We start from the raw sequence: 24,590 nt of genomic DNA, 5'->3' as shown, positions 1-24,590 counted from the left end.
GCATTTTGTGCTGAATTTTGTGCATATTTTGCAAGGAGGGTGGAAAAGAAAGCGGACAGAGTGTATTATAAAAAAAAGCGAAGACAAAAGTAGGTACTAATTGTGTATGCAAAAAACAAAGAGTCCGAGGAGGAAATGTATGAAAAGAAGTATGAAGAGAGGAAAATCAATACTTGGAATCATCTTAGCCGTCACTATGATGATGGGCGTGATTCCGATGGAAGGGCTACAGTTTGTAATAGAGGTATGTGCAAGAGAAACGGAGCCGACAAGTGGTACTTGTGGAAAGAACGGGGGAGACAACCTGACCTGGGAATTGTCAGATGATAAGATTTTGACGATATCTGGAACAGGGGAGATGGAAGATTGGACATATCATTCTCCATGGTCAGATTATACATTTAATGGTATTAGTGTGCGTAGAGGAATTAAAAAAGTTATAATTTCAAATGGTGTAACGACAATTGGAAATCATGCATTTTATGATTGCCATAGCATAACGGAGATAAGTATACCGAATAGTGTGACGAAAATAGGAGAAAATGCATTTAATGATTGCTGGGATTTAAGGGAAATAAAGATTCCGGATAGTGTGACAACGATAGGGGAAAGAGCATTTACAGATTGTACGGCCTTAAAAGAAATAAAGATTCCGGATGGTGTGACGACGATAGAAAAGGAGACATTTTTCAATTGTACTTTTTTAACAGAAATAAGTATTCCTGATAGTGTGACGAAAATAGGAGACTTAGCATTTTCCTTATGCGGTAGTTTAACTGATGTTTATTATAGTGGCAGTGAAGAAGAATGGAATAATATTGATATTTCTTCTGCTAGTGATGTTATATATGGTAGTAATGAGGATTTAATAAATGCTAACATTCATTACAACAGTACTGGTTCAGAGAATCCTGAAGAACCAGACAACCCAGATTCTTCAGGAGATTTTCAATGCGGTAGCTTCTTTTCTGTAGAAGTAGGAAAATATGGATATTTAACAGCAACAGCTTCTGCAGGAAATCTGGAAAGTTTAAAAACATTGACTAATTCTATCACATGGACTTCCTCGGATGAATCAATTGCAACGGTAAAAGGTGGAGGATTTATTTTGGGGTCATATCCGATAGAATATGAAACTGAGCAGGGTACTTATGAAAGATGGAATGCGATTGCAGGCATACGTATCGACGGAATATCGGAAGGCAGCACAATAATAACTGGTAAAGCGCCCGGTCGTTCGGATGTAACCTGTGAAGTCACTGTTGTGAAACCTCCGGCTACAGAGGAAGAGGAAATTGGTAATGGCGGAAGTCTGATTTTAGGTGAAGATATTTCTGGTTCAGCTGATGAGGATAGCGGTGTATTTGAGTTTTTCCCAGGAAATTGGTCATTAAAAAACGCTTTATTCCCTGTTGAAATTAGTATAAAAGAGGATACAAAAACACATAATTATGAGGTTCGTGGAACGGTAGGTATCGGAAAAGCAGATTGGTTGAATGATGATACAACGTGGAGTAAATATAAGAAAAATGTATCAGACGCAAATCGATATACAGGGCGTGTAGATTGTCTGGAGAAATATGCTGATACATGGGATGTAAAGTCAATGACAGCTATGACAACAGATAAATTCAATGTTTTGCCAAAATTATCTGTTATGGGTTACATAGAAAATACCTATGACAAAAACTGGAATCTGATTTCTGGAACGGGGAAATTGGCGGCAGATGCAAAATGGGAAGGAAGCATTAACTGGCAGTTTGTAACACCGATAGGGCCGTTATATTTGAACTTAAAAGGTTCTGGAAAATTAACAGGAAGTCTGGGACCAAAATATAATTATGACGAAAAGAAGTTGGAAATTGTAGATGGACAATTAAAAATGATTCCATCTGTTGCATTAGAAGGGGGTTATGGAATTGATAAAGTGGCTACCGTTGGTGCAGAAGGAAGTCTTTCTTTGCCGGTTACCCTGATTCCAGCAACAAAAGGTGATTTAGAAGCAAAAGCGGCTTTGAATGTAAATTTAGTTTTCGTCATTGATTATAGTCATGATTTGGCAAAATATACAAAACATTTATGGGATACCACCGATACTCTTAAATCAAAATCCATCCAGGCACGAAAAGGAGCGGTATTTTCCACAGGAACTTTATCTGAAATAGATACTTCTTCACTGAATGATGCCAGTGCATGGAATACCGGAAATCGCCAGACAGCAAAAGTCCGGGCCAGAAATGCTGCAACAGATACAGAGGTTACTCTGTTGGATGGCGTTTTAGGAGGCTCACTGCCAATGCAAGCGGAAATCGGTGGAAAGCGTGTGATGGTCTTCCAGTCCTATGATAGTTCTAGAATTACATTGAACAGTCCGGTTCTCATGTATTCCGTGTATGAGAATAACGCATGGTCGGAACCAAAAGCGGTATGGGATACGGGAACTGCGGATATGTATGCAGATATGAAAGTGGTAGACGGTAAACTTGTTCTTGTCTGGCAAAAAGAAAAAACGGAAATTACCGGTGATGTCACCAACGACAGCGAGAATGTTTTAAAACAGATGGCACAAAATTCAGAAATCTGTTTTGCGGTTTTTGATGAGGAGAACAATACATTTTCTGCCCCGGTCTATGTGACAGAGAATGATTCCTGTGATATGATGCCGAGAATCTGCGATAACAGTGATGAGATTGTTGTTTCCTGGGTGCGAAATGATGCAGATGATCTGATGCAGGAGACTGGAATTAATACAATTTACACCGCCGCATGGAATGGCACGACTTTTGATGAGGAGACAGAACTGGTAAAAGCCAGTGGTACGGTGGACGATTATGTCCTGTATAAAAATGGTGATGCATATGAAACCATTTTTGCAGGACAGTCCAATGAAATGACCGCCATGTTTGATACAGATGGACGAGTCATAGAAGAACTTTCTGATTTATTCATGTTCTCTGAAGATGGCAGTATTTCCAGTATGCAGTATGTGGATGGACAGATTATCTCTGTGTCCAATGGAACCTTATACTCCTATAATCCGGCGGACAGAACAGTGGAAACATATCTGGCGGGAGAAAGTGCTTTTGGCGCAGAGATACAGTATGCTTCCAACAGCGAAAAAAGTGGGTATGTGTGGAGCCTTTACGATGAAGAGACCGGAACAGGCAGTATTGTGGCTTCCATGAAGACGGAAAATGGTTATTCGGAGCCGGTAACTTTATATGAAAAAGAAAATACCATCTGGAGATATGCTTCTCCGACCATAGACGAAAACGGAAACTGGCAGTTTGTTGCCAATGCAGAAGATGTGGCAAATGGAACCCATTCTCTTGTATCCATTGTGAAGGCACCAAAAACTGGTGTTGCATTGGCAGGTGCGTCTGTGGATGAAAATGACAAAGTCAATGGAGAAACCGGCGTGGATTATTTCCTGACGAATACCGGAGATACGCCAGTCACAGAACTGGAACTTACGATTACATTGTCGGACGGAAAGACTGTCACGAAAAAAGTCCCGGTAAATATCCTTCCGGGAGAAGATGCTGTAGGAACAGCCTATGTGGATTTATCAGATGCAGACACTAAACAGAATATACAGATATCTATTTCTGGTGAGGAGCAGACAGATACTTCCGAGTGCACGGTGGAAGATACCATTGGACTGCCAGATGTTTCTGTGACTGGAAGCTACATAGAAGATGGTGAGAATATCCAGGTGACGGCGGTGATTGCCAATGAAAGTACTACAGACACGGAAGTGTTACTGACGCTTTTCAGCGATGAGACACAGAAAATGGAACTGGAGAAGAAAAACAATATTACTCTGAAAGCAAGAGAAAAACAGAGTATTTCTTTTACAGTACCGAAGAATAAGATTATTTATAATGAAAACGATGCCGCTTATTTGACATTAAAAGCGGAAGCTACTGGTGGTGATTATAAAGAAGATAACAATATTACCTATATTGTTCTTTATAAGGAAAAGACACCTGGCACAGATCCGGGTGATTCAACGGGCAGCAGTGGAACAGAGAGTGAGATACCGACAACCGGAACAACAGAAACACCATCTCAACCGTCTGGTAGTGGAAACAATTCTGCTTCTCAGACAATGCCTGCACAAAACAATGGACGTCAATCAGTACCTCCAGCTGGTACCATACTGACCGATAACCGGACCAAAGCCGTTTACATGGTAACAGAACCGGGAATTTCAGTGGCTTACGCGAAAAATCTGAATACGAAAGCGAAAGCGATAACGATACCGTCAGCAGTGACGATAGGAAATGTTACATATAAAGTGACTTCCATCGGGAACAAAGCATTTAAAAATAATAAAAAATTGAAAAAGGTATCTATCGCCAGCAGCATCACAAATATCGGTAATTCCGCATTCCAGAATTGTATGAAACTGAAAAAGGTGACAATACCTGCTCAGGTGAAAAAAATCGGTAAGAAGGCATTTTATAATTGCAAAAACTTACAATCGGTGCTTGTCAAAGCAAAGAAATTGACAGCAAAGTCTGTGGGAAATAAAGCATTTACAAAGGCTGGAAGCAATAATTACCGTAAGCTTAAGGTGAAAGTTCCGTCAAAGAAATATGAATCATACAGCAAAATATTCAGAAAGAAAGGCCTGTCTTCAAAAGTAAAAATAATCAGATAGAAAAAATGGGTATGCACAGCAGGGGATTTTCCGCATTGGAAAATCCCCTGTGTGAATCTATCGGTTCATAAAATTACGAACAAGTCAGCTTTTGAAAGGAAAAACTAATATTTTACAGTGTTTGTGTTAATGATTGCGTTTGCCAGATCATCCACAGCAGCATCCGTTGTTGCTTCCGCCGAATCCGAAACCGAATCCGTTGCCGCATCCGCAGCAGGAGAGGAGGATCAGCAGCCAGATGATATCGCAGCATCCGTTTCCGTCATTTCCGCATCCGTTTCCGTTGCCGCAGCAGCAAAGTAATAAGAGAGGGAACAGGCAGTTTCCGAAACCAAAGCCTCCGTCGCATCCATTTCCTCTGTTCTGGCAGTTTGTAGCAGCTAAATCACTCATATTGTGTTACCTCCAAGGTTTATTTACAGTTTATATTATGCCTGGCACAGGAAATGTTTCCAAAAAATGTGCGATCAGGGAAACGGGTATACAAATAGAAGGATATACTGAGAAAAAATTCAGATTCATTGATAATAAAAAAGAAATCCGTTTTTTCTGGCAAAAAAATGAAGAAATGGCTTGTATTTTATTCAGAGATGGCATACAATATGAAAAGTGCCTGAAAACGTGCGCGTTTGCGGGCATTTATGAAAGATTGACAGAAAGAAAACGCAAGAACAACAGACATGTTTGAAAGAATACAGGAGGTATCAGGATGAAACCGTACAAGGAACTCAGCAGAAAAGAACTCTTAGATTTGCAGAAGGAGCTGCAGGCGGCATATCAGAGTCAGAAGGATAAAGGACTGAAGCTGGACATTTCCAGAGGTAAACCGAGCAAGGAACAGTTGGATTTATCTATGCCGCTGCTGGATGTGTTAAGCAGCAGCTCTGACATGCATGCGGAAGACGGAACCGACGTGAGAAATTACGGTCTTGTAGATGGTATTCCGGAAGCGAAGAAGCTGATGGGAGATATGATGGGAGCAGATCCTTCTCAGGTGATTGTATGGGGTAATTCCAGTTTAAATATTATGTATGACTGCGTGGCACGCTCCGTGCTCTTCGGCGTGATGGGCAACACACCTTGGTCAAAGCTTGACAAGGTAAAATTCTTATGTCCGGTACCGGGATATGACAGACATTTCGGCGTGACAGAGCAGTTCGGCATTGAGATGATCAATGTTCCGATCCTGGCGGACGGCCCGGATATGGATATCGTAGAAGAATATGTGAACAATGACCCGGCAGTGAAGGGTATCTGGTGCGTACCTGTGTATGCGAACCCGACCGGAAGCGTGTACTCCGAGGAGACAGTAAAGAGAATGGCAGCCCTCAAGCCGGCGGCCAAAGATTTCCGAATTTACTGGGATAACGCTTACTGCGTACATCATTTATTTGATGAAGAGGAGAAGCAGGCTAAGGTGCTGAACATTCTGGAAGAGTGTGAGAAAGCAGGCAATCCTGATATGGTATATCAGTTCTGCTCCACATCCAAGGTAACCTTCGCGGGAGCCGGCATCGCAGCATTATCTTCCTCTCCGGCAAACATTGCGGATATCAAGTCCAAGGTACAGTGGTCCACCATCGGCCCGGACAAGATCAACCAGCTCCGCCATGTGAGATTTTTCGGAGACGCTGACGGATTAAGAGAGCACATGAAGAAACATGCGGCTATCATTCGTCCGAAGTTTGAGGAGGTTATTGAGACTCTGGATAAAGAACTTTCCGAGCTTGAGATTGCACAGTGGAGCCATCCGACAGGCGGATACTTCGTATCCTTTGATGCTATGGAAGGCTGTGCCAAGAAGATCGTGGCAAAATGTAAAGAGGCTGGTCTGGTGCTCACCGGCGCCGGCGCTGCATTTCCTTACGGAAAGGACCCGAAAGACTCCAACATCCGTATTGCGCCGACCATGCCGACCATGGACGAACTCAAAGAAGCAATGCAGCTATTTATCACCTGTGTGAAGCTTGTGAGTGTGGAGAAACTTCTCGAAGCATAAAAAACTTGAAACAAAAGCGGGATTGCTGTAAGATATCATAGTCAGTGATTTACAGCAATTTCATAACAAGAGAGGATAAATACAGATGAGAATCATTTGTATTTATCCTTTTTGTGCGATAAGACCGGAGGACGGTCGATGGAAACTGCCGGAGGGGCAGGAAAGGAAATAGATTATGGAAAATGTAACGATTAAGGATATTGTGGAAGTGACCGGCGGAGTCCTTCTGTGTGGAGATGAAAATAAGGAGATCCGCGAGTTTTCCATTGATTCCAGGGAAGGCAGCGAGGACAGCATTTTTGTCCCGATCATCGGGGAGAGAGTAGATGCGCACCGGTTTATTGAGGGGGCGCTTTCCTTAAATGGGGCGACCTTTACTTCGGAGCATCTGCCGGCAGACGAGGAGAAACCGTGGGAGCAGATTGCCGCCAAAACCGGCCGGGTGAAGCCGTGGATTTATGTGAAGGATACGGTGAAGGCCATGCAGCAGGTGGGCACGTTTTACAGAAACCGCCTTTCTCTTCCGGTGGTTGCAGTCACCGGCAGTGTGGGAAAAACCACGACCAGGGAGATGATCGCGGCGGCGCTTTCCGCAGGAAAAAAAGTGTTCCAGACTCTGGGAAATCAGAACAGTCAGATTGGTGTCCCGCTGACTCTGTCGCATATGTCGAAAGAGGATGAGGCGGCAGTGCTGGAGATCGGCATGAGCGAGAGAGGACAGATCGAGACGCTTACTACCATGATCCGCCCGGATATCGCCGTGGTGACGGTCATCGGCGTCAGCCATATCGCACAGCTGAAATCCCAGGAGAACATTTGCCTGGAAAAGATGGATATCGTAAAAGGCGTACCGGAGGACGGCATGGTCTTCTTAAACGGGAATGATCCGTTTCTGGTTCCTTACCGGGGCAAGCTTCGGCAGAAGACGTATTTTTACGGCATGAGTCCGGACTGCGATTACCGGGCGGAGAATATCCGGAACGGCGACGGCCATGTTTCCTTTACCTTCTGTGCCGGAGAGCTGCGCATTCCGGTGGTGCTTGGTACCATGGGCGAGCATAATGTGAGAAATGCGCTGGTTGCTCTCGGGGTAGCGCATCAGATGGGCGTTGACCTGGAGGCAGCGGCAGAGAAGCTGCGGGAGTTCCATGGACAGCGGCTGAAGTTCGTGCCTTGCGACCGGTGTACGGTCATCGACGACACTTATAACGCCAGCCCGGATTCCATGCGGGCGTCCATCCATGTGCTTTCTTCCATGGAAAATGTAAAGGGACGCAGAATAGCTGCGCTTTCCGACATGCTGGAGCTGGGCGAGGACGAGAAAGAATATCACTATGAAGTGGGAAAATATATCGCGTCGCAGGACATCGACGAGCTGGTAGTCTTCGGTGAACTGTCCCGGGAGCTGCTGCGCGGAGCGGCAGACGGTAAACCGGGTGCGCTGCGGCTCACCCAGGTGGAAGACCGGGACGCCATGACGGCCTATCTGCTTGAGACGCTCCAGCCGGAGGACGTGGTTCTTCTTAAGGCGTCCAACGGCATGAAGCTGTCCGAGGTGGCGAAGGCGATCATCGGATAGCCTTGCGGGAAGCAGATTAGAAATAAAAAAGTAAGTATAGCAGGAAGAAGAGGTTTTTTCATGAATCAGAAGACATATAATGCGAACAGTATATCGGTTCTGGAAGGGCTGGAGGCCGTCCGTAAACGTCCGGGAATGTACATAGGAAGTGTGTCTACCAAGGGACTGAATCATTTGATTTATGAGATTGTGGATAATTCCGTGGACGAGCATCTGGCGGGATATTGTCATAATATTCAGGTGATTCTGGAGGCGGACGGCACGGCGGTGATCTCCGATGACGGCCGGGGTATCCCGGTGGGCATCAACGAGCAGACCGGGCTCCCTGCGGTGGAGGTGGTCTTTACCATGCTCCATGCAGGAGGAAAGTTCGGCACCGGCGGGTATAAGATCTCCGGAGGTCTCCACGGCGTGGGCGCTTCCGTGGTCAACGCCCTCTCGGTCTGGCTGGAGGTCAAGGTGCGTTCTGATGGAAAAATCTATCAGCAAATGTACGAGCAGGGCAAGCCGGTGGCTCCGCTGGAGGTCATCGGCAAGTGCAGAAAGGACGACACGGGAACGACCGTTACATTTCTTCCGGACGGGGAAATTTTTGATAAAACGTATTTTAAGGCGGAGGCCATCAAGAGCCGTCTCCATGAGACCGCCTATCTGAATCCGGGTCTTTCCATCACCTTTGAGAACCGTCGTCCGGGCGAGGAGGAGACGGTGGTTTACCATGAGGAAGATGGTCTCAAGGCTTATGTGAAGGATTTAAATCAGGGCAAGCCGCCGGTCAGCGAGGTTGTCTATTTCAAAAAGAAGGTGGACGATATCGAGGTGGAGATCGCCTTTCAGTATGTGGACGAGTTTCAGGAAATGATTCTCGGTTTCTGTAATAATATCTGTACCATGGAGGGCGGTACCCATATCACCGGTTTTAAGACGAAGTTTACCTCGGTGATGAATCAGTATGCCAGAGAGATCGGCGTCCTGAAGGACAAGGATCCGAACTTCACCGGCGCAGATGTGCGGAATGGTCTCACTGCGGTGCTTTCCATCAAACACAAGGACCCGCGGTTTGAGGGACAGACGAAGACAAAACTGGATAATCCTGACGCGGGCAAGGCGGTCAACGATGTGGTAGGTGAAGAGCTGGTACTCTACTTTGACCGGAATCTGGAGGAACTGAAAAAGGTACTGGCCTGCGCGGAAAAGTCCGCGAAGATCCGAAAGGCGGAGGAGAAGGCCAGAACTAATCTGATCACCAAGTCCAAGTTTTCCATCGATACCAACGGAAAGCTTGCCAACTGCGAGAGCCGGAAGCCGGAAGAGTGCGAGGTCTTCATCGTGGAGGGAGATTCCGCCGGCGGCTCTGCCAAGACGGCCAGAAACCGGAGAACACAGGCGATCCTGCCAATCCGGGGTAAGATTCTCAATGTGGAAAAGGCGTCCATGGACAAGGTGCTTGCCAATGCGGAGATCAAGACGATGATCCATACCTTTGGATGCGGATTTTCCGAAGGATACGGCAACGACTTTGACATCAGCAAGCTTCGTTACGATAAGATCATCATCATGACCGATGCCGATGTGGACGGGGCGCACATCGCCACCCTGCTTCTGACATTTTTCTATCGGTTCATGCCGGATCTGATCCATCATGGACACGTATATCTGGCGACGCCGCCTCTTTACAAAGCGGTGCCAAAGCGGGGAAAAGAAGAGTATCTCTATGATGATAAAGCGCTGGAGCGGTACCGCAAGACCCATAAGGGGCCGTTTACCCTGCAAAGATACAAGGGCCTTGGCGAGATGGACGCAGAGCAGCTCTGGGAAACTACTCTGAATCCGGAGACCAGGGTGCTGAAGCAGGTGGAGATTGAGGACGGACGTATGGCGTCCGCGGTGACCTCCATGCTCATGGGCAGCGAGGTGCCGCCGAGAAGGGAGTTCATTCACACCCACGCGCAGGATGCGGATTTGGATGTGTAATACCGGATTTTTCAGATATTTTCAGATAGAAACAGAACGGAGGAACTTATGTCAGAACGGATTATAAAAACAGAGTTTTCTGACGTCATGCAGAAGTCATATATCGATTATGCCATGAGCGTCATCTGTCAGAGAGCGCTGCCGGATGTGAGAGACGGTTTGAAGCCGGTGCAAAGGAGAGTGCTTTACGCCATGGAAGAACTGGGGCTGCGGGCAGACCGGCCTCACAGAAAGTCCGCGAGAATCGTGGGCGATACCATGGGTAAGTATCATCCCCACGGAGACAGCTCCATCTATGAAGCGCTGGTGGTCATGGAGCAGGAGTTTAAGAAGGGGATGCCGCTGGTGGACGGCCACGGAAACTTTGGTTCCATCGAGGGAGACGGCGCCGCCGCCATGCGTTACACGGAGGCGAAGCTGCAGAAGTTTACCCAGGATGTGTATCTGGCGGATCTCGATAAGGATGTGGTGGATTTTCGTCCGAATTTTGATGAGACGGAGAAGGAGCCGGAGGTACTTCCGGTGCGGATTCCGAACCTGCTCATCAACGGCGCCGAGGGTATCGCCGTCGGCATGACGACGAGTATTCCGCCTCATAATCTTTCGGAGGTCATCGACGGGGTAGTGGCCTACATGGATAATCCGGAGATTACCACCGAGGGGTTGATGGAATACATAAAAGGGCCGGACTTCCCGACCGGAGGTCTGGTGGTGAACCAAAAAGAGCTGCGATCCATTTATGAGAGCGGCAGCGGTAAGATCAAGCTCAGAGGCAAGGTGGTCTTTGAGAAGGCGAAGAAACGTTCCGAGAGAGACCGGCTGGTCATCACAGAGATTCCGTATACCATGATCGGCGCCAATATCGGAAAGTTCATCTCTGATGTGGTGGGACTGATCGAGAGCAAGAAGACCACGGATATTGTGGACGTTTCCAATGAATCTTCCAAGGAAGGCATCCGCATTGTGCTGGAATTGAAGAAGAACGCCGATGTGGAGAGACTCAAGAATCTTCTATATAAAAAGACGCGTCTGGAGGATACCTTCGGCGTCAATATGCTGGCCATCGCCGACGGGCGGCCGGAGCTTCTGGGACTGAAAGACATCATCCGTCTGCATACAGATTTCCACTATCAGGTGATTTCCAGAAAATATAAGACCCTGTTGGAAAAAGAACTGGTGCAGAAGGAGATCAAAGAAGGACTGATTCAGGCCTGCGACATCATTGATCTGATCATCGAGATTCTCCGGGGCAGCAAGAGCCTCGCTGAGGCCAAGGATTGTCTGATGACGGGAGATACCGGGAAGATCAGCTTTAAGACGCAGAAGTCTAAGAAAGCCGCGTCACGACTGTCCTTTACGGAGCGCCAGGCCACAGCGATTCTGGAAATGCGTCTGTACAGGCTCATTGGTCTCGAGATTCTGGCACTGCAGGAGGAGTATGCGGAGATTCTCAAGCGAATCCGGGAATATGAGGAGATTCTGAATAATCCGGAAGCCATGAAAAAGGTCATCAAAAAAGATCTGCAGAAGATCAAAAAAGAGTACGGTTTTGAGAGAAAAACCGCACTGGAAAATGCAAAGGCTCCGGTGGTCATAGAGGAAGCCGTCGAGGAGCGGGAAGTCATTTTTGTCATGGACCGCTTTGGATATGGCAAGATTCTCGAGAAAAACATTTACGAGAGAAATCAGGAGGCGGTTGAAGAAGAGTACCGCACTATTCTTCCGTGTATGAACACAGATAAGCTCTGCCTCTTTACCCATAACGGACAGATGCATCAGGTGAAGGTGCAGGATATCCCGGGCGGCAGGCTGCGGGAGAAGGGAAGTCCGATGGATAATCTCTGTAACTACGACAGCCGGGAGGAACAGATACTTCTTATCGTTCCGGACCGTGCGCTGAAGGATCATGCGCTCCTGTTTGTTGCCCGTTCGTCTCTGTCAAAGATTGTGGACGGCACAGAATTTCTTGTGCAGAAGAAGACGGTGGCGGCCACCAAGCTTGGCGAAGGCGACGAGCTGGCGGCTGTGGTGCTGCTGACGCCGGAAAATGTGGAGCAGAGCTTCGTGGTGATGCAGAGCGAGGACGGATATTTCCTGCGGTTCCCGCTGGCAGAGATCACGAAAAAGAAGAAGAATGCCCTGGGCATCCGGGGAATGAGCTTAAGAGACGGCGATCAGATCCGGCATGTGTATGTGACGACAGCCGGAGCAGGGGATTCCATTCTCTATAAAGATAAAGAACTGTATTTCCAGAAAATAAAACAGATGTCGAGAGACAGCCGCGGTGTGAAAGTGCGGCGGTAGACAAAAAAAGAACTGATTCCCATGATTTTCAGGAATCAGTTCTTTTTTTGTGCGATAAGCCCGCAAAACGGCCGCCGTGCTTGCACGAGCGGACACCCGGCGGGCAACGGACAGCGAACGGCTCTGACGTGAGCTGAGAGATAAGCTCGCCGCCCCGACTAATAAATAACAATCGGGAAACCGGCTTCTACATTTTTATAGATGGTAGCCGCTGCGGAATACGGCAGATTCACGCAGCCGTGGGAGCCGTTGCTTCTGTAGATAGAACCGCCGAAGCTGTCTCTCCAGGTGGCGTCGTGCATGCCCTGATTACCGTTAAATGGCATCCAGTAAGTAACATCTGAGCTGTATCCGCTTCCGTTGGCGTTGGTTCCGGTCAGAGTAGACGGGCTCTCCTTATAAGTAAGAGAATATACGCCGGTGTATGTGTCATAAGTTCCAGGCGTTCCGGTCACACAGGAAGTGTTGAGGATACATTCGCCGTCAACATAGAGCCATACTTCCTGATTGGAAATACTGATCTCCACATAAGAATCGCCAATATCGTCTTTGGCAGAATTCCGGCACCGGGCGGTGTAGGAATATTCCGGTTCTCTTGTGACAGTCTTGCCGTTGGTGATGTTCTTCATTAATTTGGATTTTTCGCCGTCAAAATAAATCTTCCAGCCGTAATCTCCGCCGTAAGCGTTAATGGTCTCTCCGGAGGAGGTGGTGAAGTTTCTGGAAGCGCCCATGGTGTTATATTTGGAACCAAGCTCTTCCACATAATCGCCTACTTTGCTGTCATCAAGAGTCACTTCGAAGTCGTCGGAAATGTTGACCCAGTCTTTGATGGTGTTGTAGTCCACTGTCTCCGTAGTGTAGCTGAAATCATAAGTAATATTGCTGGAAGCGTACTTGTTGGCTGTTGCCAGAGCGTTCTGTACGGCTTCGTCGTCCTCATAATATTCCGGCAGTTTGTAAAGGTTCTCTTCTTCCAGATTGATGACCGTAACCCCGGTGGCAAGACCGGTTTTGATAGCCTCTAGAAGCTGGTTCTTCTTTATGGTATTACCAAGAACCTCCGGAACGATCTCAAACTGAGTTTCGCCGGCTTTTATGTAGGCATCCTCAGGAGCTACTACGTTTGCCTTGTCGAAACATTCCAGAGAATCAACGACCTCTTCCAGTTTGTCCTCGTCGAAAGAAACGTCAAGAGTTACTGTGCTCTCATCTTTACCGAAGAAATGGGTGAACCAGTTCCATGGACTTTGTGATTTATAGAGATCTTCAATCTGTGTGCCTACAGAGATGACGGTATCAATGTCCTGTGGATCGATTATTTCAGTGCGTTCCTTTTCTTCCAGCGCGATCTTGTGAGATTCCAGATCGTCGGTAAAGGTGCGTTCTGCTTCGTCCAGGGTCATTCCCCCAAGGCTGATGCCGTTTACATAAGTGTCGCGGTGAAAATGGTCTTTATAATGGTAAACACCGATTCCGTAGGCAAGAACAATGACAACGAAAACGGCTCCGATTATCCATTTGACAGGTAAGGAGGACTTTTTCTTTGCCTTTGCCGTTTTTCTGGCCTGGCTTCTCCTTCCGCCCTGCGGTTGTTTAGTTTGTTTCTCGTTTTTCATGAGTACATCCTTTCGTATGTGAAATTTGCGTATAATATTATAGTACATCCATAGGAAAAATCATACCGGTTAAACCTTACAATTATGTTAAATCTTTGTGATAACCTTGTAAATCCGATAAAAATTTTTGAATTTCCGCTGGTGAGTTCTGGCTGAGACTGGAGTTGTGGAAGCGGGTGTCCATGGTGACATCCGGACCAAACCAGCCGGGAGCTTTATAAGAATTGGCAGAATCTATATCCGGAAATTCAATTTCAGCCATGATGAGTCCTTCATAAGAACCGTGGAAAATATCCAGCTCAATAAGGTAACCATGGGATTCCGGGATTTTGTACCGGGTTTTTTCTATAATAATGCCGTCTGTTTTGGCGGAAAGATGGGTAAAACTCTCCCGGGAGAGGGGCATCTCCACTTCTTCTCTGGCAAGCAGTCCTTCAGATTTGACGGTCAGAATGTAGTCGTCGTTTTTCCGGCGGATACGGATGACCGGGCAGGTGCAGACATAAGCCTGGGCAATAATATCATGCGGATAGGAATCCAGATGCTCTGGTAACTGCTTGATTAAATATTTGCGCTCAATTTCCATGTCAACCTCCTTTTATAAATGAAAAATAAACCATTTCAGTATAAAAGTATAACTGATTTTTAAGAAAAATGAAACCATGAATTTCTTATGGCTGACCTTGATTAATATGCTTTTTTAGGATATTATTTAAGGAAGCGCTGAAAAAAGTGCCTTATCATATTTGCAGGAGGTTTTCATATGAGTTTAGTATATGTTTTTTTTGCAGACGGATTTGAAGAAGTAGAAGCACTCACAGCAGTGGATTTATTAAGAAGAGCCGGCGAGGATGTGCGAATGGTTTCTGTTATGGGAAGAAAAGCGGTGACCGGATCCCACAATATTTCAGTGGAGTGTGATATGGTGTTTGAAGAGATAGGAAAAACAGCGGATATGCTTGTGCTGCCAGGCGGACTGCCAGGAACGGATCATTTGCGGGAGCACCGGGAACTGGCGCAGCTGCTCACGGAGCAGTATCAGGACGGTCGATATGTGGCGGCTATCTGTGCGGCGCCGTCGGTCTTTGCAGGACTGGGATTCCTTGAGAACCGGAAGGCAACCAGCTATCCGGGATGTGTGGATGCGTCCCGGTGCGGCAGCTATGTGGAAGATCCTGTGGCGGTGGACGGAAATGTTATTACCAGCCGGGGTGTCGGTACGGCGATACCTTTTGCCCTTGCGCTCATCGAGGCATTGGAGAGCCGCGCAGAGGCAGAGAAGATTGCCGCGTCGATCGTATACCGGTAATCAGGAGGAATTTATGAGTCAGGAGAATCAAACCGGCTTTTTCAGGCAGTATTTTATCGCATGTTTTCAGCCGGGGAAATATAAGTTGCTGCTGGAAAAAAAGACAGGCAGCCATGTTCTGTATCTGGGTCTGCTTCTGCTTTTTCTTCTGGTGGTAGATACGCTGATTCCTTTCGGAGCATGGACAGCCAGCGTGGGAGGGTTCCGGAATCTGTTTATGAACCGTATTCCGGAATTTACTCTGGATAATGGAACGCTCACCATGGAATCGCCGCTTTCTTTTGAAATCGGCTCATCTATCCGGGTGGAGATCAATTCGGGCGTGGAGAAATACACACAGGAAGATTTTGATGAAGAGTACCTGCAGGAAATTCTTGTCAGCAAAACAAATGTGTTGATCCGCACGGGCGAAACGGGTTCTGAACTTTCATTATCTGAACTTTCATTATCTGCCCTGAGCGGTCTGTATTTGGACAATCAGGTGCTCACGGCGGCGATACCCGCCATTATGGTCATGCTGCTGTTCTATTTTATAATGATTTTTATATCTAAGGCTGTGCAGTATCTGATAGTCTCTCTGGTATATGGACTGATCTGCCGGGTGGGCGTACGCTCGCCGGAGGGAGAGACGCTATCCATCAAGGATTCGTTCCTCATTGCGGTGTATGCCAAGACTCTTTTTGCCATCATCGGCAGCGTCAATGCCAGTCTGGGTTATATCATAAGCAGTTTCTGGGTATCTATGATATCCATTGTATTTGTCATGAGTTATATGTTTAAAGCGGAAGTTTCTGTTTTGAAACCGGAAGTTTCCTGAAAGGGGAGATAATATGTCAAAAGTTATTATGGTTACCGGCGGCAGCCGGAGCGGGAAAAGCGTGTTGGCCGAGAAGAAGGCGATTGAGTATGGAAAAAGAAGCGTGCTTTACATTGCTACGGCTATTCCTGTAGACGAGGATATGAAGGAACGAATCCGCATCCATCAGGAACGCAGGGATTCCGAGTGGGGAACGTATGAAGGATACCGCGATCTGGGCGATGTGGTGAGCAGTACAGAAAAGGACACGATCCTTCTTGACTGTGTGACAGTGCTGGTCACTAATATTTTGATGGAAGACGAGAGGGACTTTGACAAGATAAGCGCCCGGGAGATTGAAGATCTGGAAGCACAGGTCATGCTGGAACTGGGTAATATTATCAAAGGCGCCAGAGACGGCAACAAGACGCTGATTCTTGTGACCAATGAAGTAGGGATGTCCGTGGTTCCTTCCTATCGTCTGGGAAGAATTTTCAGCGATATCACAGGAAAAGCGAACCAGCTCATCGCCTCCTTAAGCGATGAGGTTTATATGTCCATCAGCGGTATTCCGCTGCGCCTGAAATAGGTGACGGTATGAAAAAGAAAAAAAGAAGCCCGATTTCTCTCCTGATCCTGCTGATCTGCCTGGCAGTGGCTGCTTTTTCCGCCTGGAAGCTCTATGGTTATTTTCGGGGCTACCGGGACGGAGAGAAGGAATACGAGGAGCTGACGCAGTATGTGGAGACATCACAGCAGGAGGAGACGAAAAAAGGAAAGAAGGATAAATGCCCGATCACCGTTGATTTTGACTCTCTGCGGGCCATCAACGAGGATATTGTCGCCTGGCTGTATATTCCTGATACGGGAGTGAACTATCCGGTGGTGCAGGGTGAGGATAATGAGTATTATCTTCATCATACTTTTGAGAAGAAAGAGAATTTTTCCGGAGCTATTTTTATGGATACTACATGCAGTCCGGACTTTTCTTCGGACAACAGTATCCTTTTCGGTCATAATCTGAGAACCGGTGAAATGTTCGGGCAGCTGAAGCGGCTGTACGATACCGATTATAATGAGGAGGCTGATTACCAGAAACACCCGGTCATCTGGGTGGTAACTCCGGATTCAGCCATGGAATATCGGATATTTGCAGCAAGAGAAATCAGTGTGGAGCGGGATACGGACGTCTACATGGTAGACTTTGCGCAGCGGGAGGAGTATCAGGCATGGATGGAGCAGCAAAAAGCCGCCTCCATGTATGAAACAGATACGGACATTTCTTCCTACGAACCGATGCTCACACTTTCTACCTGTACATCAGATACAGAGGACGGCCGCCTTATCGTACAGGCGATCCGTATTCAGGTGCGCGCACAGTAAGGAAAGGAAATGTGATGTGGAGAAAAATGTGGAATTCTTCCAATCGGAAGGTTCTGTGCTGTAATATCATAACTGCCCTTGTTCTCAACCTTTTCCTGGAATGGATGGAAAGAAAGTCTGTGGCGGAGGTTCTTTCCTTTGTCAATGAGAGGACTTATGTATTTCTTTTTAATGCGGCTATAATTTTCATGTCTCTTTCTCTGATATTGCTTGTCAGAAAGAAAATATTTGTATATGCGGTTATTACCGGGTGCTGGATTCTCATAGGAACTACGAACGGTATTGTTCTGAACGGAAGAAAGACTCCCTTTACCGCAGTGGATCTGACTGTTGCCAAATCAATTCTGCCAGTGCTCAATAGTTATCTGGAGCTCTGGCAGATTGTATTACTGGTGATTTTGATGATCGGGGGAGTCATAGCGCTCGTATGTCTATGCCTCTATTCGCCGTCCAGCGGCAGATCCTTTGATATGAGAGCAAATGTACTGCTGGTACTGCTGCTGTCGCTGCTTTTCGGAGCCATTGCTTATGTGGGAGTGGGAAGAGGACAGATTATCAGTAAGTTTGATAATCCTATCAACGGTTACAAGGATTATGGTGTTGCCTACGGTTTTTGCGTGACAGCTCTTGATACCGGGATAGACCGGCCTATCAATTACAGCCGGGACAGGATCAATAAGCTGAAGAGCAGGATATCTGACGCGCTTTCCGAGAAAGAAGAAAAGGAAAATACAGAGAACAGCCGCGAACCGAATATCATCTTTATTCAGCTGGAATCATTTTTTGATCTGACCCAGGTGAAAGATTTGAATATATCTGAGGACCCTATTCCATTTTTCCATCAGCTTCAGGAGCAGACCACTTCCGGCAGACTGACGGTGCCGGTGTACGGCGCGGGGACCATCAATACGGAGTTTGAAGTGATCACCGGCATGAGTACGGAATATTTCGGCACGGGAGAGTATCCGTACCGGAGCGTTTTGAAGGACAAGACCTGCGAGAGTATTGCGTATTGGCTGAAAGATTTATCTTATGAGAGCACGGTGATTCATAACAATAACGCGTCATTTTATGACAGATACCGGGTATTTTCCAATCTGGGATTTGACAATTTTATTACCATTGAAAATATGAATGTCAAAAGCTGGACGGAGGCCGGATGGGCGAAGGATGCTATTTTGACGGATTATATTATGGATACTTTGGGCAAAACCAGTTCCAGAGATATCATTTATACTATATCGGTACAGGGACATGGCGATTATCCTACAAGCGGTCAGGAGGATGCGAAGATTCAGGTGTCTGGTGAAGGATACAGCGAATCCTACCTTAATCAGGTAACCTATTACGCCAATCAGATTCATGAGATGGATGAATTTCTGCAGGAATTGATCGGAAAACTGGAGAAATGCGGCGAGGATACCATGGTCATCGCTTATGGAGACCATCTTCCGGGGCTGGATTTCGAGACGGAAGATTTAAAAGAAGGAAATAAATATGAGACGCCGTATTTTATCTGGGATAACTTTGGATATAACAGCAGTCATAAAGAGGAGGAGTCAGAGAATCTGTCCGCTTTTGAGCTGGCCTCTAAGGTTCTCTCTCAGGTCAATATACACAGCGGAATCATCAATCAGTTTCATCAGACTATGAAAGGGACTAAGAATGAAGGAAAGAATCTGAAGCTTCTTCAGTATGATATGCTTTATGGGGCCGATTTTTCCCATGAGGATGAGGAAGAGCTGGAACCAACGACTCTTAATTACAGTCTGAAACCTGTACGGGTGACGAAAGTGAAGGAAAACGACGGTAATTATCTGCTGCTTGGAGAGAATTTTACCGAATTCAGCCGCGTGTACATCAATGGGATTCTTACAAATTCCACCATGAAAAGCAGCCAGGTCCTTGAGATTAAGGCCAGCGCCTTAAAAGACGGCGATGAAATAGTCATACATCAGGTGAGTAAAACAAACAGTGATATGACTCTGAATAAATCAGATGTATTCACCTTCCATAAATCTCTGGTGGAGCCATTATATAAAGACAGCACAGAAGTGCAGAATGGAGAATAAACATATAGAATAAGAAAGGCCGCCCGAGGTCTGTCTGCTGCATAATGATTCCGGCAATGTTTTTCCGATGGGAGTTGTCAGGAAAGATGATCCGGCAGGCAGGCTGCGGGCGGCTGTTTTTGTCCGTATCAATTTTCTTCCCACACGCAGTTCATAAAGTTGTGCTGCAGCTCTTTATAATATGTCCGGCTGACGGGAATCTTTGAACCGTCAGACAGGGTGCAGGTCTGCCGGTTCATGGTGACGATATGCCGGCAGTTGACCAGAAAACTGCGGTGGGAGAAACTGAACCAGCTTTCGGTATTGTCTTTCAGGGCGTTCAGTTTTTCCGGCGTTCTGTAAATGGTTTCTCTCGTATGGATCTCCGTGTTCCGCAGTACCCGTTCCATGTAAAGGATGTCCTTCTGCGGAATTCGCGCGGTGGTTTTTCCAAACTGGATGGCGAGATAAAAACGGCCAAGTTCCTCCAGGCGTGCAATCGCTTTTTGCAGCGCTTTCGGGAGATAAGTGTCTGTCTGACTTTTCAGAATGAAATATATGTGGGAGGATTCATATACCTGCGAGGCATAGTCAACATAATTAGTGATATAAATAATCTGGCAGTCAGGCAGCAAAGAAGTAATGTTTTTTGCCGTCTGGATTCCGGAGGAACCCTGCAGTTCAATATCCATAAATACGATATGAGGCTCAAACTGGCGTTCTCTGACGGCAGCGAGAATATCAGAATCATCGGAAAAGGAAAAAATCTGTGCTTCCATAGGGCTATACTGTTTAATTTTCTGGCATATTTCTTCGGATGTAATAGGATTATCTTCACAGACAGCGATCGTCAGCATGAAAAAACTCCTCTCTGTCTCATTTTCGAGATGAATATGCAGAAAATGGAATGAAACGGCTGTCATGAGGCGCCCGGACTGAAAACATTACATTTACTGCATTTTTTTCATCAACAAAATAATAATCTTTATTATACAAGATTTTTAATATATATGAAACAGAAAAAATGCCATAATTATTTCACGTTTTTACAGGAAGTGTTGGATATATTTCTCTGCTTTTTCCAGATCTCCTTTTTGCAAAAGGATAGAGATGACCTGAAGGTGACCGGCAATATCATGATTCTGCTTCCGGAGCAGAAGATTTTTCTCCTGAATATCTTTAAAATCAGCTATGTTTTGCTCAAGAATTTTTTGTTTCTTTCTGTGCAGATGAAAGTCTTTCAGTATCTGCCGGGCTTCAAGGAGTCCCTGTTCAAATAGCACAGAGGCAAGGAAAAGTCCCAGGAACACAAAAATCCAGCCGCCGGAGCCCAGCTGCTCCAAAAAAGCGTAAAGTACGCCGGTACCGATGAAGAAAGCAACCAGTCCAAGTTTGATCAGAATTAGCAGATTCATTTTCTGCACATAGGTGTTCCAGAGCCAGATGGCGAAAGGAGTAAAAATCGCCTGCACGATCACCGGAGGGAAGATGAAGAGAAACAGGCGGATGGGATCATTTTCCGGCGCTATGGTATTGGAAGATGTATTCAGATCCAGATGAAGAGCATAACTGATCACATAATAGACCATTCCCATATTCAGCTCTATGCAGCTGGCATAAAGAAGAACAAACAGATTATTCTCGATGTGCCGGAACAAACTGCCGCGGTATAAAAGCATGCTGGCAAGAAAAGGGGAGAGCAGCAGTATTATTTTATAGGATGCCGTTGTGATCTCTCCAGTCAGCAATGTATAAATAATGGGAAGCAGCATAAATGGCAGACTAAACAAAAAAGAGTGCCTGACATGGGAGCGCGGCGTCATAGTTTTGCTGATGTAAAAAAATACGGACGACAGGTAAATGATATGGGAGCCGATAAAGGCCGCGGTGAATATTTGAGAAGAAGATAAATGCAGTGTCATGGGAGATTCCTTTCATCAGGTATAATCAATCATAATGTCAGAAACAAAAATGTTCTTGTGATCCTGCCACCGGCAGGCACCGTCCCGTTTTCTGACGATTTCTTCAATGATCGACAGACCAAGCCCGTGATAAAATGTATCGGACTTTGTGGTTTTATGATCAAAAACTGTGTCTGGATTTTTTGCATTTTCCATATGGATAAAAAGAAAATTCCCTTTATATGTAATGGAAAGATTCAAAAAAGGCGTCTCCTGCCCGGAAGTCTCACAGCTCTCAATGCCGTTATTCAAAAGATTGAAAAACAGGCTGATAAATGTGGGGGCCGGAATCCCGATCTCCTGTGGAAGAAGAATATCACAGGAAAATGCGATGCCCAGATTCTCACATTCCGTCTCTTTTCCGTGCAGGATCACATCGAGTATATCGTTATCGCAGTAATGTTTATATCGTACACTCTGAAAAGACGAAGAAAAATCACCGCAGGCATTGCGGGCGTCCTCCAGTCGGTCTTCCTCCAGCAGCCGCTCGATCAGCCGCAGATGCTCCCGCACATCCTCCATCTGCCTCTCCATGCCCGCCTGAGACGCGCGGAGCCCCTGCTCCTGCCGAAGCGCCGTCCGGCGCTGCATCTCCAGATATTCCACGTTGATTTTCGCGTAAAATTCCCGCAGAGAAACAAAAATAAAAACCACAATAAACAATATGATGCTGATATAGATAAAAAAGAACAGCACAATGGAAATGTGCGTCCGGTACACATAAAGGTAGTAGGCGAAAATGAAAAGGGGCACCGTCAAAAGCAGCGCCGCCAGAATCACACCGGCCCGCCGGAAAAAAATCGAGTGTTTTGTTGTATCTTTATCTTTTACGTCTTTTTGCATGAAAAACCTCCTGAGTACGAAGGGCAGGGCCTTCAAAGGGTGATGGTGTTACTTGTAAAAGTATTTTGTATCAATATTATTATAATGGATATCTGGAAAAGAGGAAAGGAAAAACAGGAAGGGAGAAAATCGGAAAAAGTAAGCAGAGCAAACCGGGAAAAGTGATACATTTCTTCTGTCACTGAAACGAAGTATGTGATATACTTATAAAGAAAAGAATATAGCAGAGAAATAGAAAAGAAAATGGCTCGCAGTCTACAAATAAATGTAAAAATATGGAAAATATATTGCAATAGAAATAAAAATATTATAAAATAAATATTGTCCATCAGGACAATACCCGGGCAAGCGGGGAAAGGAGGACAAGATGGAAGAGATGACAGTTTTGGAAATGCAGAGATTTTTGAACCAACAGTATGCAGAAGGCAAAACAGAGCTGGAAGCTCTCAGAAATTTAATGGCAATTTTGGGATTGACCTATCCACAAACAGAAAAAGATAAATGAATAAAAAATACATAAGGGGCTGTCGCACCAAAAACAGCTTATGCCCTATGGCAGGGATTCATGCTTTGCATGGAATCGCTGCCATATTTTTTTGAATAAGCGTGGGACCTATGGCATAATCGCAGACGACTTGCGTTTTGCGACTCAACTTTCGAACGTTTATGGAAACGCCATTCGCGCTAAACTCGCTAACGCTCAGACAACGCGCTCGGTGGCGGATCCGTTCTCAAGTTTTGTGACGCAAAACCTGCAAAGCATCTGCTCTTTATGCCATAGGAATCCACGCTTTTTCATAAAGATCGGGGATCCGATCCCATTGCAGATCCATGAATCCTGCCATTCGCCACGCCCGATGCCAAAAGCTGTTTTTGTTTCTGCCGACTGTGGTACAGCAAAAGAAAAAAGCCGAACTTTTTTACAAAGAACGGCTCTGCGTGTATAATTATGTTATGCACAAAACGAAAATTATACAAAAAGATTATAGCCTATCTTCGATGAATTATCAATTAAAACTTCCTTTTGAACTGGAAGTTCTGATCCCGGACGATGACCCGGTCCGCCTGTTAAGTGCGTTTGTGGAGGAGCTGGAACTGACTGATCTGTACCGGTCTTACGGAAAGATCAAAAAAGGCCAGGTGACACCGCGTCAGATGTTCAAGATCGTGATCTATGCCGCCATGAACCATATCTATTCCAGCAGGGATATTGAAACCGCCTGCAGGAGGGATATCAATTTCATGTATCTGTTAGAACAAAAACCTGCACCGGACCATGCGACCATTGCCAGGTTCCTCTCCCTTCATTTATCCCGGTGTTCGAAAAAGGTGTTAGCCGAAGTGACGGAAATACTCTACAGCCTCGGTGAGATATCCGGGACCCATATCTTTATTGACGGGACAAAGATCGAATCTGCAGCAAACCGGTATACATTTGTATGGAAGAAAGCGGTGACAAAACATCTGCAGAGGCTCTGCCAAAAGATTGCAGTCTTTGTGGAGGAATGCGAGATACTGTATGGGATCCGTTTCATTTTCAACGGAAAGAAGTTCGGTCTCAGGACCCTGAAAAAGATCCGGAAAAGACTCTATAAGATCAAAGAGGAAGAAGGGATCGTGTTTGTCCATGGGATCGGAAAAAGAAAAAGCCAGATCCAAAGATCCATTGAAACATTGGAAGGATACATGGAAAAACTGAAGGAATATACGAAGAAGATCCACCTATGTGGTGGCAGGAACAGTTATTCCAAAACAGATCCGGATGCTACTTTTATGAGGATGAAAGAAGACCATATGCAGAACGGACAGCTGAAACCAGCCTATAATCTCCAGCATGGTGTGGATTCCGGATACATTACATGGCTTGATATAACGCAGAGGCCGACAGATACCAGGACCCTGATCCCGTTTATAAAAGATATGGAGGAACACCTGTCGTTCCATTATCGGGATATCGTTGCAGATGCCGGTTACGAAAGTGAAGAAAACTATCTGTTCCTCGAAGGAAACGGCCAGATTGCTTATATCAAGCCGAATAACTATGAACAAGCAAAGAAGCGCAGGTATCAACAGGATATCGGACGCATGGAAAATATGACATACGAT

18 protein-coding genes are annotated in these 24,590 nt (G+C 45.9%); 12 read left to right on the top strand and 6 right to left on the bottom strand.

The genetic code is table 11. The features are described from left to right. Positions 1-139 precede the first annotated feature (139 nt). Positions 140-4,666 carry a leucine-rich repeat domain-containing protein gene (locus B5F87_RS16445; protein ID WP_158097078.1) on the top strand — a complete coding sequence of 1,509 codons (4,527 nt, stop codon included), beginning with the start codon at positions 140-142 and terminating at the stop codon, positions 4,664-4,666. A gap of 147 nt (positions 4,667-4,813) precedes the next feature. Here the strand turns inward: B5F87_RS16445 and B5F87_RS16440 are convergent, their stop codons facing one another. Further along, the gene (locus tag B5F87_RS16440) at positions 4,814-5,059 is read right to left on the bottom strand and encodes a hypothetical protein (RefSeq protein WP_087282995.1); all 246 of its coding nucleotides are present in this window, start codon (positions 5,057-5,059) and stop codon (positions 4,814-4,816) included. Positions 5,060-5,375: 316 nt separating this feature from the next. Here B5F87_RS16440 and B5F87_RS16430 point away from each other — a divergent pair, with 316 nt between their 5' ends. The 4 genes from B5F87_RS16430 to B5F87_RS16415 all read left to right on the top strand — a co-directional run bounded on the left by B5F87_RS16430 (position 5,376) and on the right by B5F87_RS16415 (position 12,522). Then, entirely contained in the window at positions 5,376-6,665 is a 1,290-nt protein-coding gene (locus tag B5F87_RS16430; RefSeq protein ID WP_087282991.1) for an aminotransferase class I/II-fold pyridoxal phosphate-dependent enzyme, read from the top strand. 175 nt (positions 6,666-6,840) lie between these two features. Then, a complete protein-coding gene (gene murF / locus B5F87_RS16425; RefSeq protein ID WP_087282989.1) occupies positions 6,841-8,244 on the top strand; it encodes a UDP-N-acetylmuramoyl-tripeptide--D-alanyl-D-alanine ligase in 1,404 nt (467 codons plus the stop codon). Positions 8,245-8,304: 60 nt separating this feature from the next. After that, on the top strand, positions 8,305-10,218 hold the full coding sequence (locus B5F87_RS16420; protein ID WP_087282987.1) for a DNA topoisomerase subunit B: 1,914 nt from the start codon (positions 8,305-8,307) through the stop codon (positions 10,216-10,218). Positions 10,219-10,266: 48 nt separating this feature from the next. After that, positions 10,267-12,522 carry a DNA topoisomerase (ATP-hydrolyzing) gene (locus B5F87_RS16415; RefSeq protein WP_087282985.1) on the top strand — a complete coding sequence of 752 codons (2,256 nt, stop codon included), beginning with the start codon at positions 10,267-10,269 and terminating at the stop codon, positions 12,520-12,522. 158 nt (positions 12,523-12,680) lie between these two features. On the opposite strand, the gene B5F87_RS16410 is transcribed toward B5F87_RS16415, so the two are convergent. Next, on the bottom strand, positions 12,681-14,141 hold the full coding sequence (locus tag B5F87_RS16410) for a L,D-transpeptidase family protein (RefSeq protein WP_158097077.1): 1,461 nt from the start codon (positions 14,139-14,141) through the stop codon (positions 12,681-12,683). 82 nt (positions 14,142-14,223) lie between these two features. Then, a complete protein-coding gene (locus B5F87_RS16405; RefSeq protein WP_087282981.1) occupies positions 14,224-14,727 on the bottom strand; it encodes a CYTH domain-containing protein in 504 nt (167 codons plus the stop codon). A gap of 177 nt (positions 14,728-14,904) precedes the next feature. Between B5F87_RS16405 and B5F87_RS16400 the strand changes: the two genes are divergently transcribed. The 5 genes from B5F87_RS16400 to B5F87_RS16380 are packed head-to-tail and all read left to right on the top strand — an operon-like array spanning position 14,905 to position 19,701. Beyond that, positions 14,905-15,450, top strand: a complete 546-nt coding sequence (locus B5F87_RS16400) for a DJ-1 family glyoxalase III (protein ID WP_087282979.1) — start codon at positions 14,905-14,907, stop codon at positions 15,448-15,450. A gap of 13 nt (positions 15,451-15,463) precedes the next feature. After that, entirely contained in the window at positions 15,464-16,267 is an 804-nt protein-coding gene (locus B5F87_RS16395; protein WP_158097076.1) for a DUF1189 family protein, read from the top strand. Between the two features lie 13 nt (positions 16,268-16,280). Continuing rightward, a complete protein-coding gene (gene cobU, locus B5F87_RS16390) occupies positions 16,281-16,835 on the top strand; it encodes a bifunctional adenosylcobinamide kinase/adenosylcobinamide-phosphate guanylyltransferase (protein WP_087282975.1) in 555 nt (184 codons plus the stop codon). Positions 16,836-16,843: 8 nt separating this feature from the next. Further along, the gene (gene srtB / locus B5F87_RS16385) at positions 16,844-17,629 is read left to right on the top strand and encodes a class B sortase (protein ID WP_087282973.1); all 786 of its coding nucleotides are present in this window, start codon (positions 16,844-16,846) and stop codon (positions 17,627-17,629) included. Between the two features lie 14 nt (positions 17,630-17,643). Next, complete coding sequence (locus B5F87_RS16380; RefSeq protein WP_087282971.1) at positions 17,644-19,701, top strand: LTA synthase family protein; 2,058 nt, start codon at positions 17,644-17,646, stop codon at positions 19,699-19,701. A 128-nt stretch (positions 19,702-19,829) separates the two neighbouring features. Here B5F87_RS16380 and B5F87_RS16375 read toward each other — a convergent pair whose 3' ends face one another. The 3 genes from B5F87_RS16375 to B5F87_RS16365 all read right to left on the bottom strand — a co-directional run bounded on the left by B5F87_RS16375 (position 19,830) and on the right by B5F87_RS16365 (position 22,484). Next, positions 19,830-20,537, bottom strand: a complete 708-nt coding sequence (locus B5F87_RS16375) for a LytTR family DNA-binding domain-containing protein (protein ID WP_158097075.1) — start codon at positions 20,535-20,537, stop codon at positions 19,830-19,832. Positions 20,538-20,726: 189 nt separating this feature from the next. Further along, positions 20,727-21,602 (bottom strand): Spo0B domain-containing protein, encoded by an 876-nt coding sequence (locus B5F87_RS21240; protein WP_087282967.1) that lies wholly within the window; start codon positions 21,600-21,602, stop codon positions 20,727-20,729. A gap of 15 nt (positions 21,603-21,617) precedes the next feature. Next, positions 21,618-22,484, bottom strand: a complete 867-nt coding sequence (locus tag B5F87_RS16365; RefSeq protein WP_087282965.1) for a sensor histidine kinase — start codon at positions 22,482-22,484, stop codon at positions 21,618-21,620. A gap of 367 nt (positions 22,485-22,851) precedes the next feature. Here B5F87_RS16365 and B5F87_RS21060 point away from each other — a divergent pair, with 367 nt between their 5' ends. Together B5F87_RS21060 and B5F87_RS16360 are read left to right on the top strand one after the other, a co-directional pair. Continuing rightward, positions 22,852-22,989 carry a hypothetical protein gene (locus B5F87_RS21060; RefSeq protein WP_158097074.1) on the top strand — a complete coding sequence of 46 codons (138 nt, stop codon included), beginning with the start codon at positions 22,852-22,854 and terminating at the stop codon, positions 22,987-22,989. Between the two features lie 494 nt (positions 22,990-23,483). Next, positions 23,484-24,590: transposase (locus B5F87_RS16360; protein WP_343215775.1), on the top strand; the 1,107-nt coding region annotated here is incomplete at its 3' end.

This window comes from Eubacterium sp. An3 (assembly GCF_002159465.1).
In the GTDB taxonomy this organism is placed as follows: domain Bacteria; phylum Bacillota; class Clostridia; order Lachnospirales; family Lachnospiraceae; genus Anaerobutyricum; species Anaerobutyricum stercoris.
Note: the sequence above shows the minus strand (reverse complement) of the source record. Positions and strands in the feature narration are given on the sequence as shown.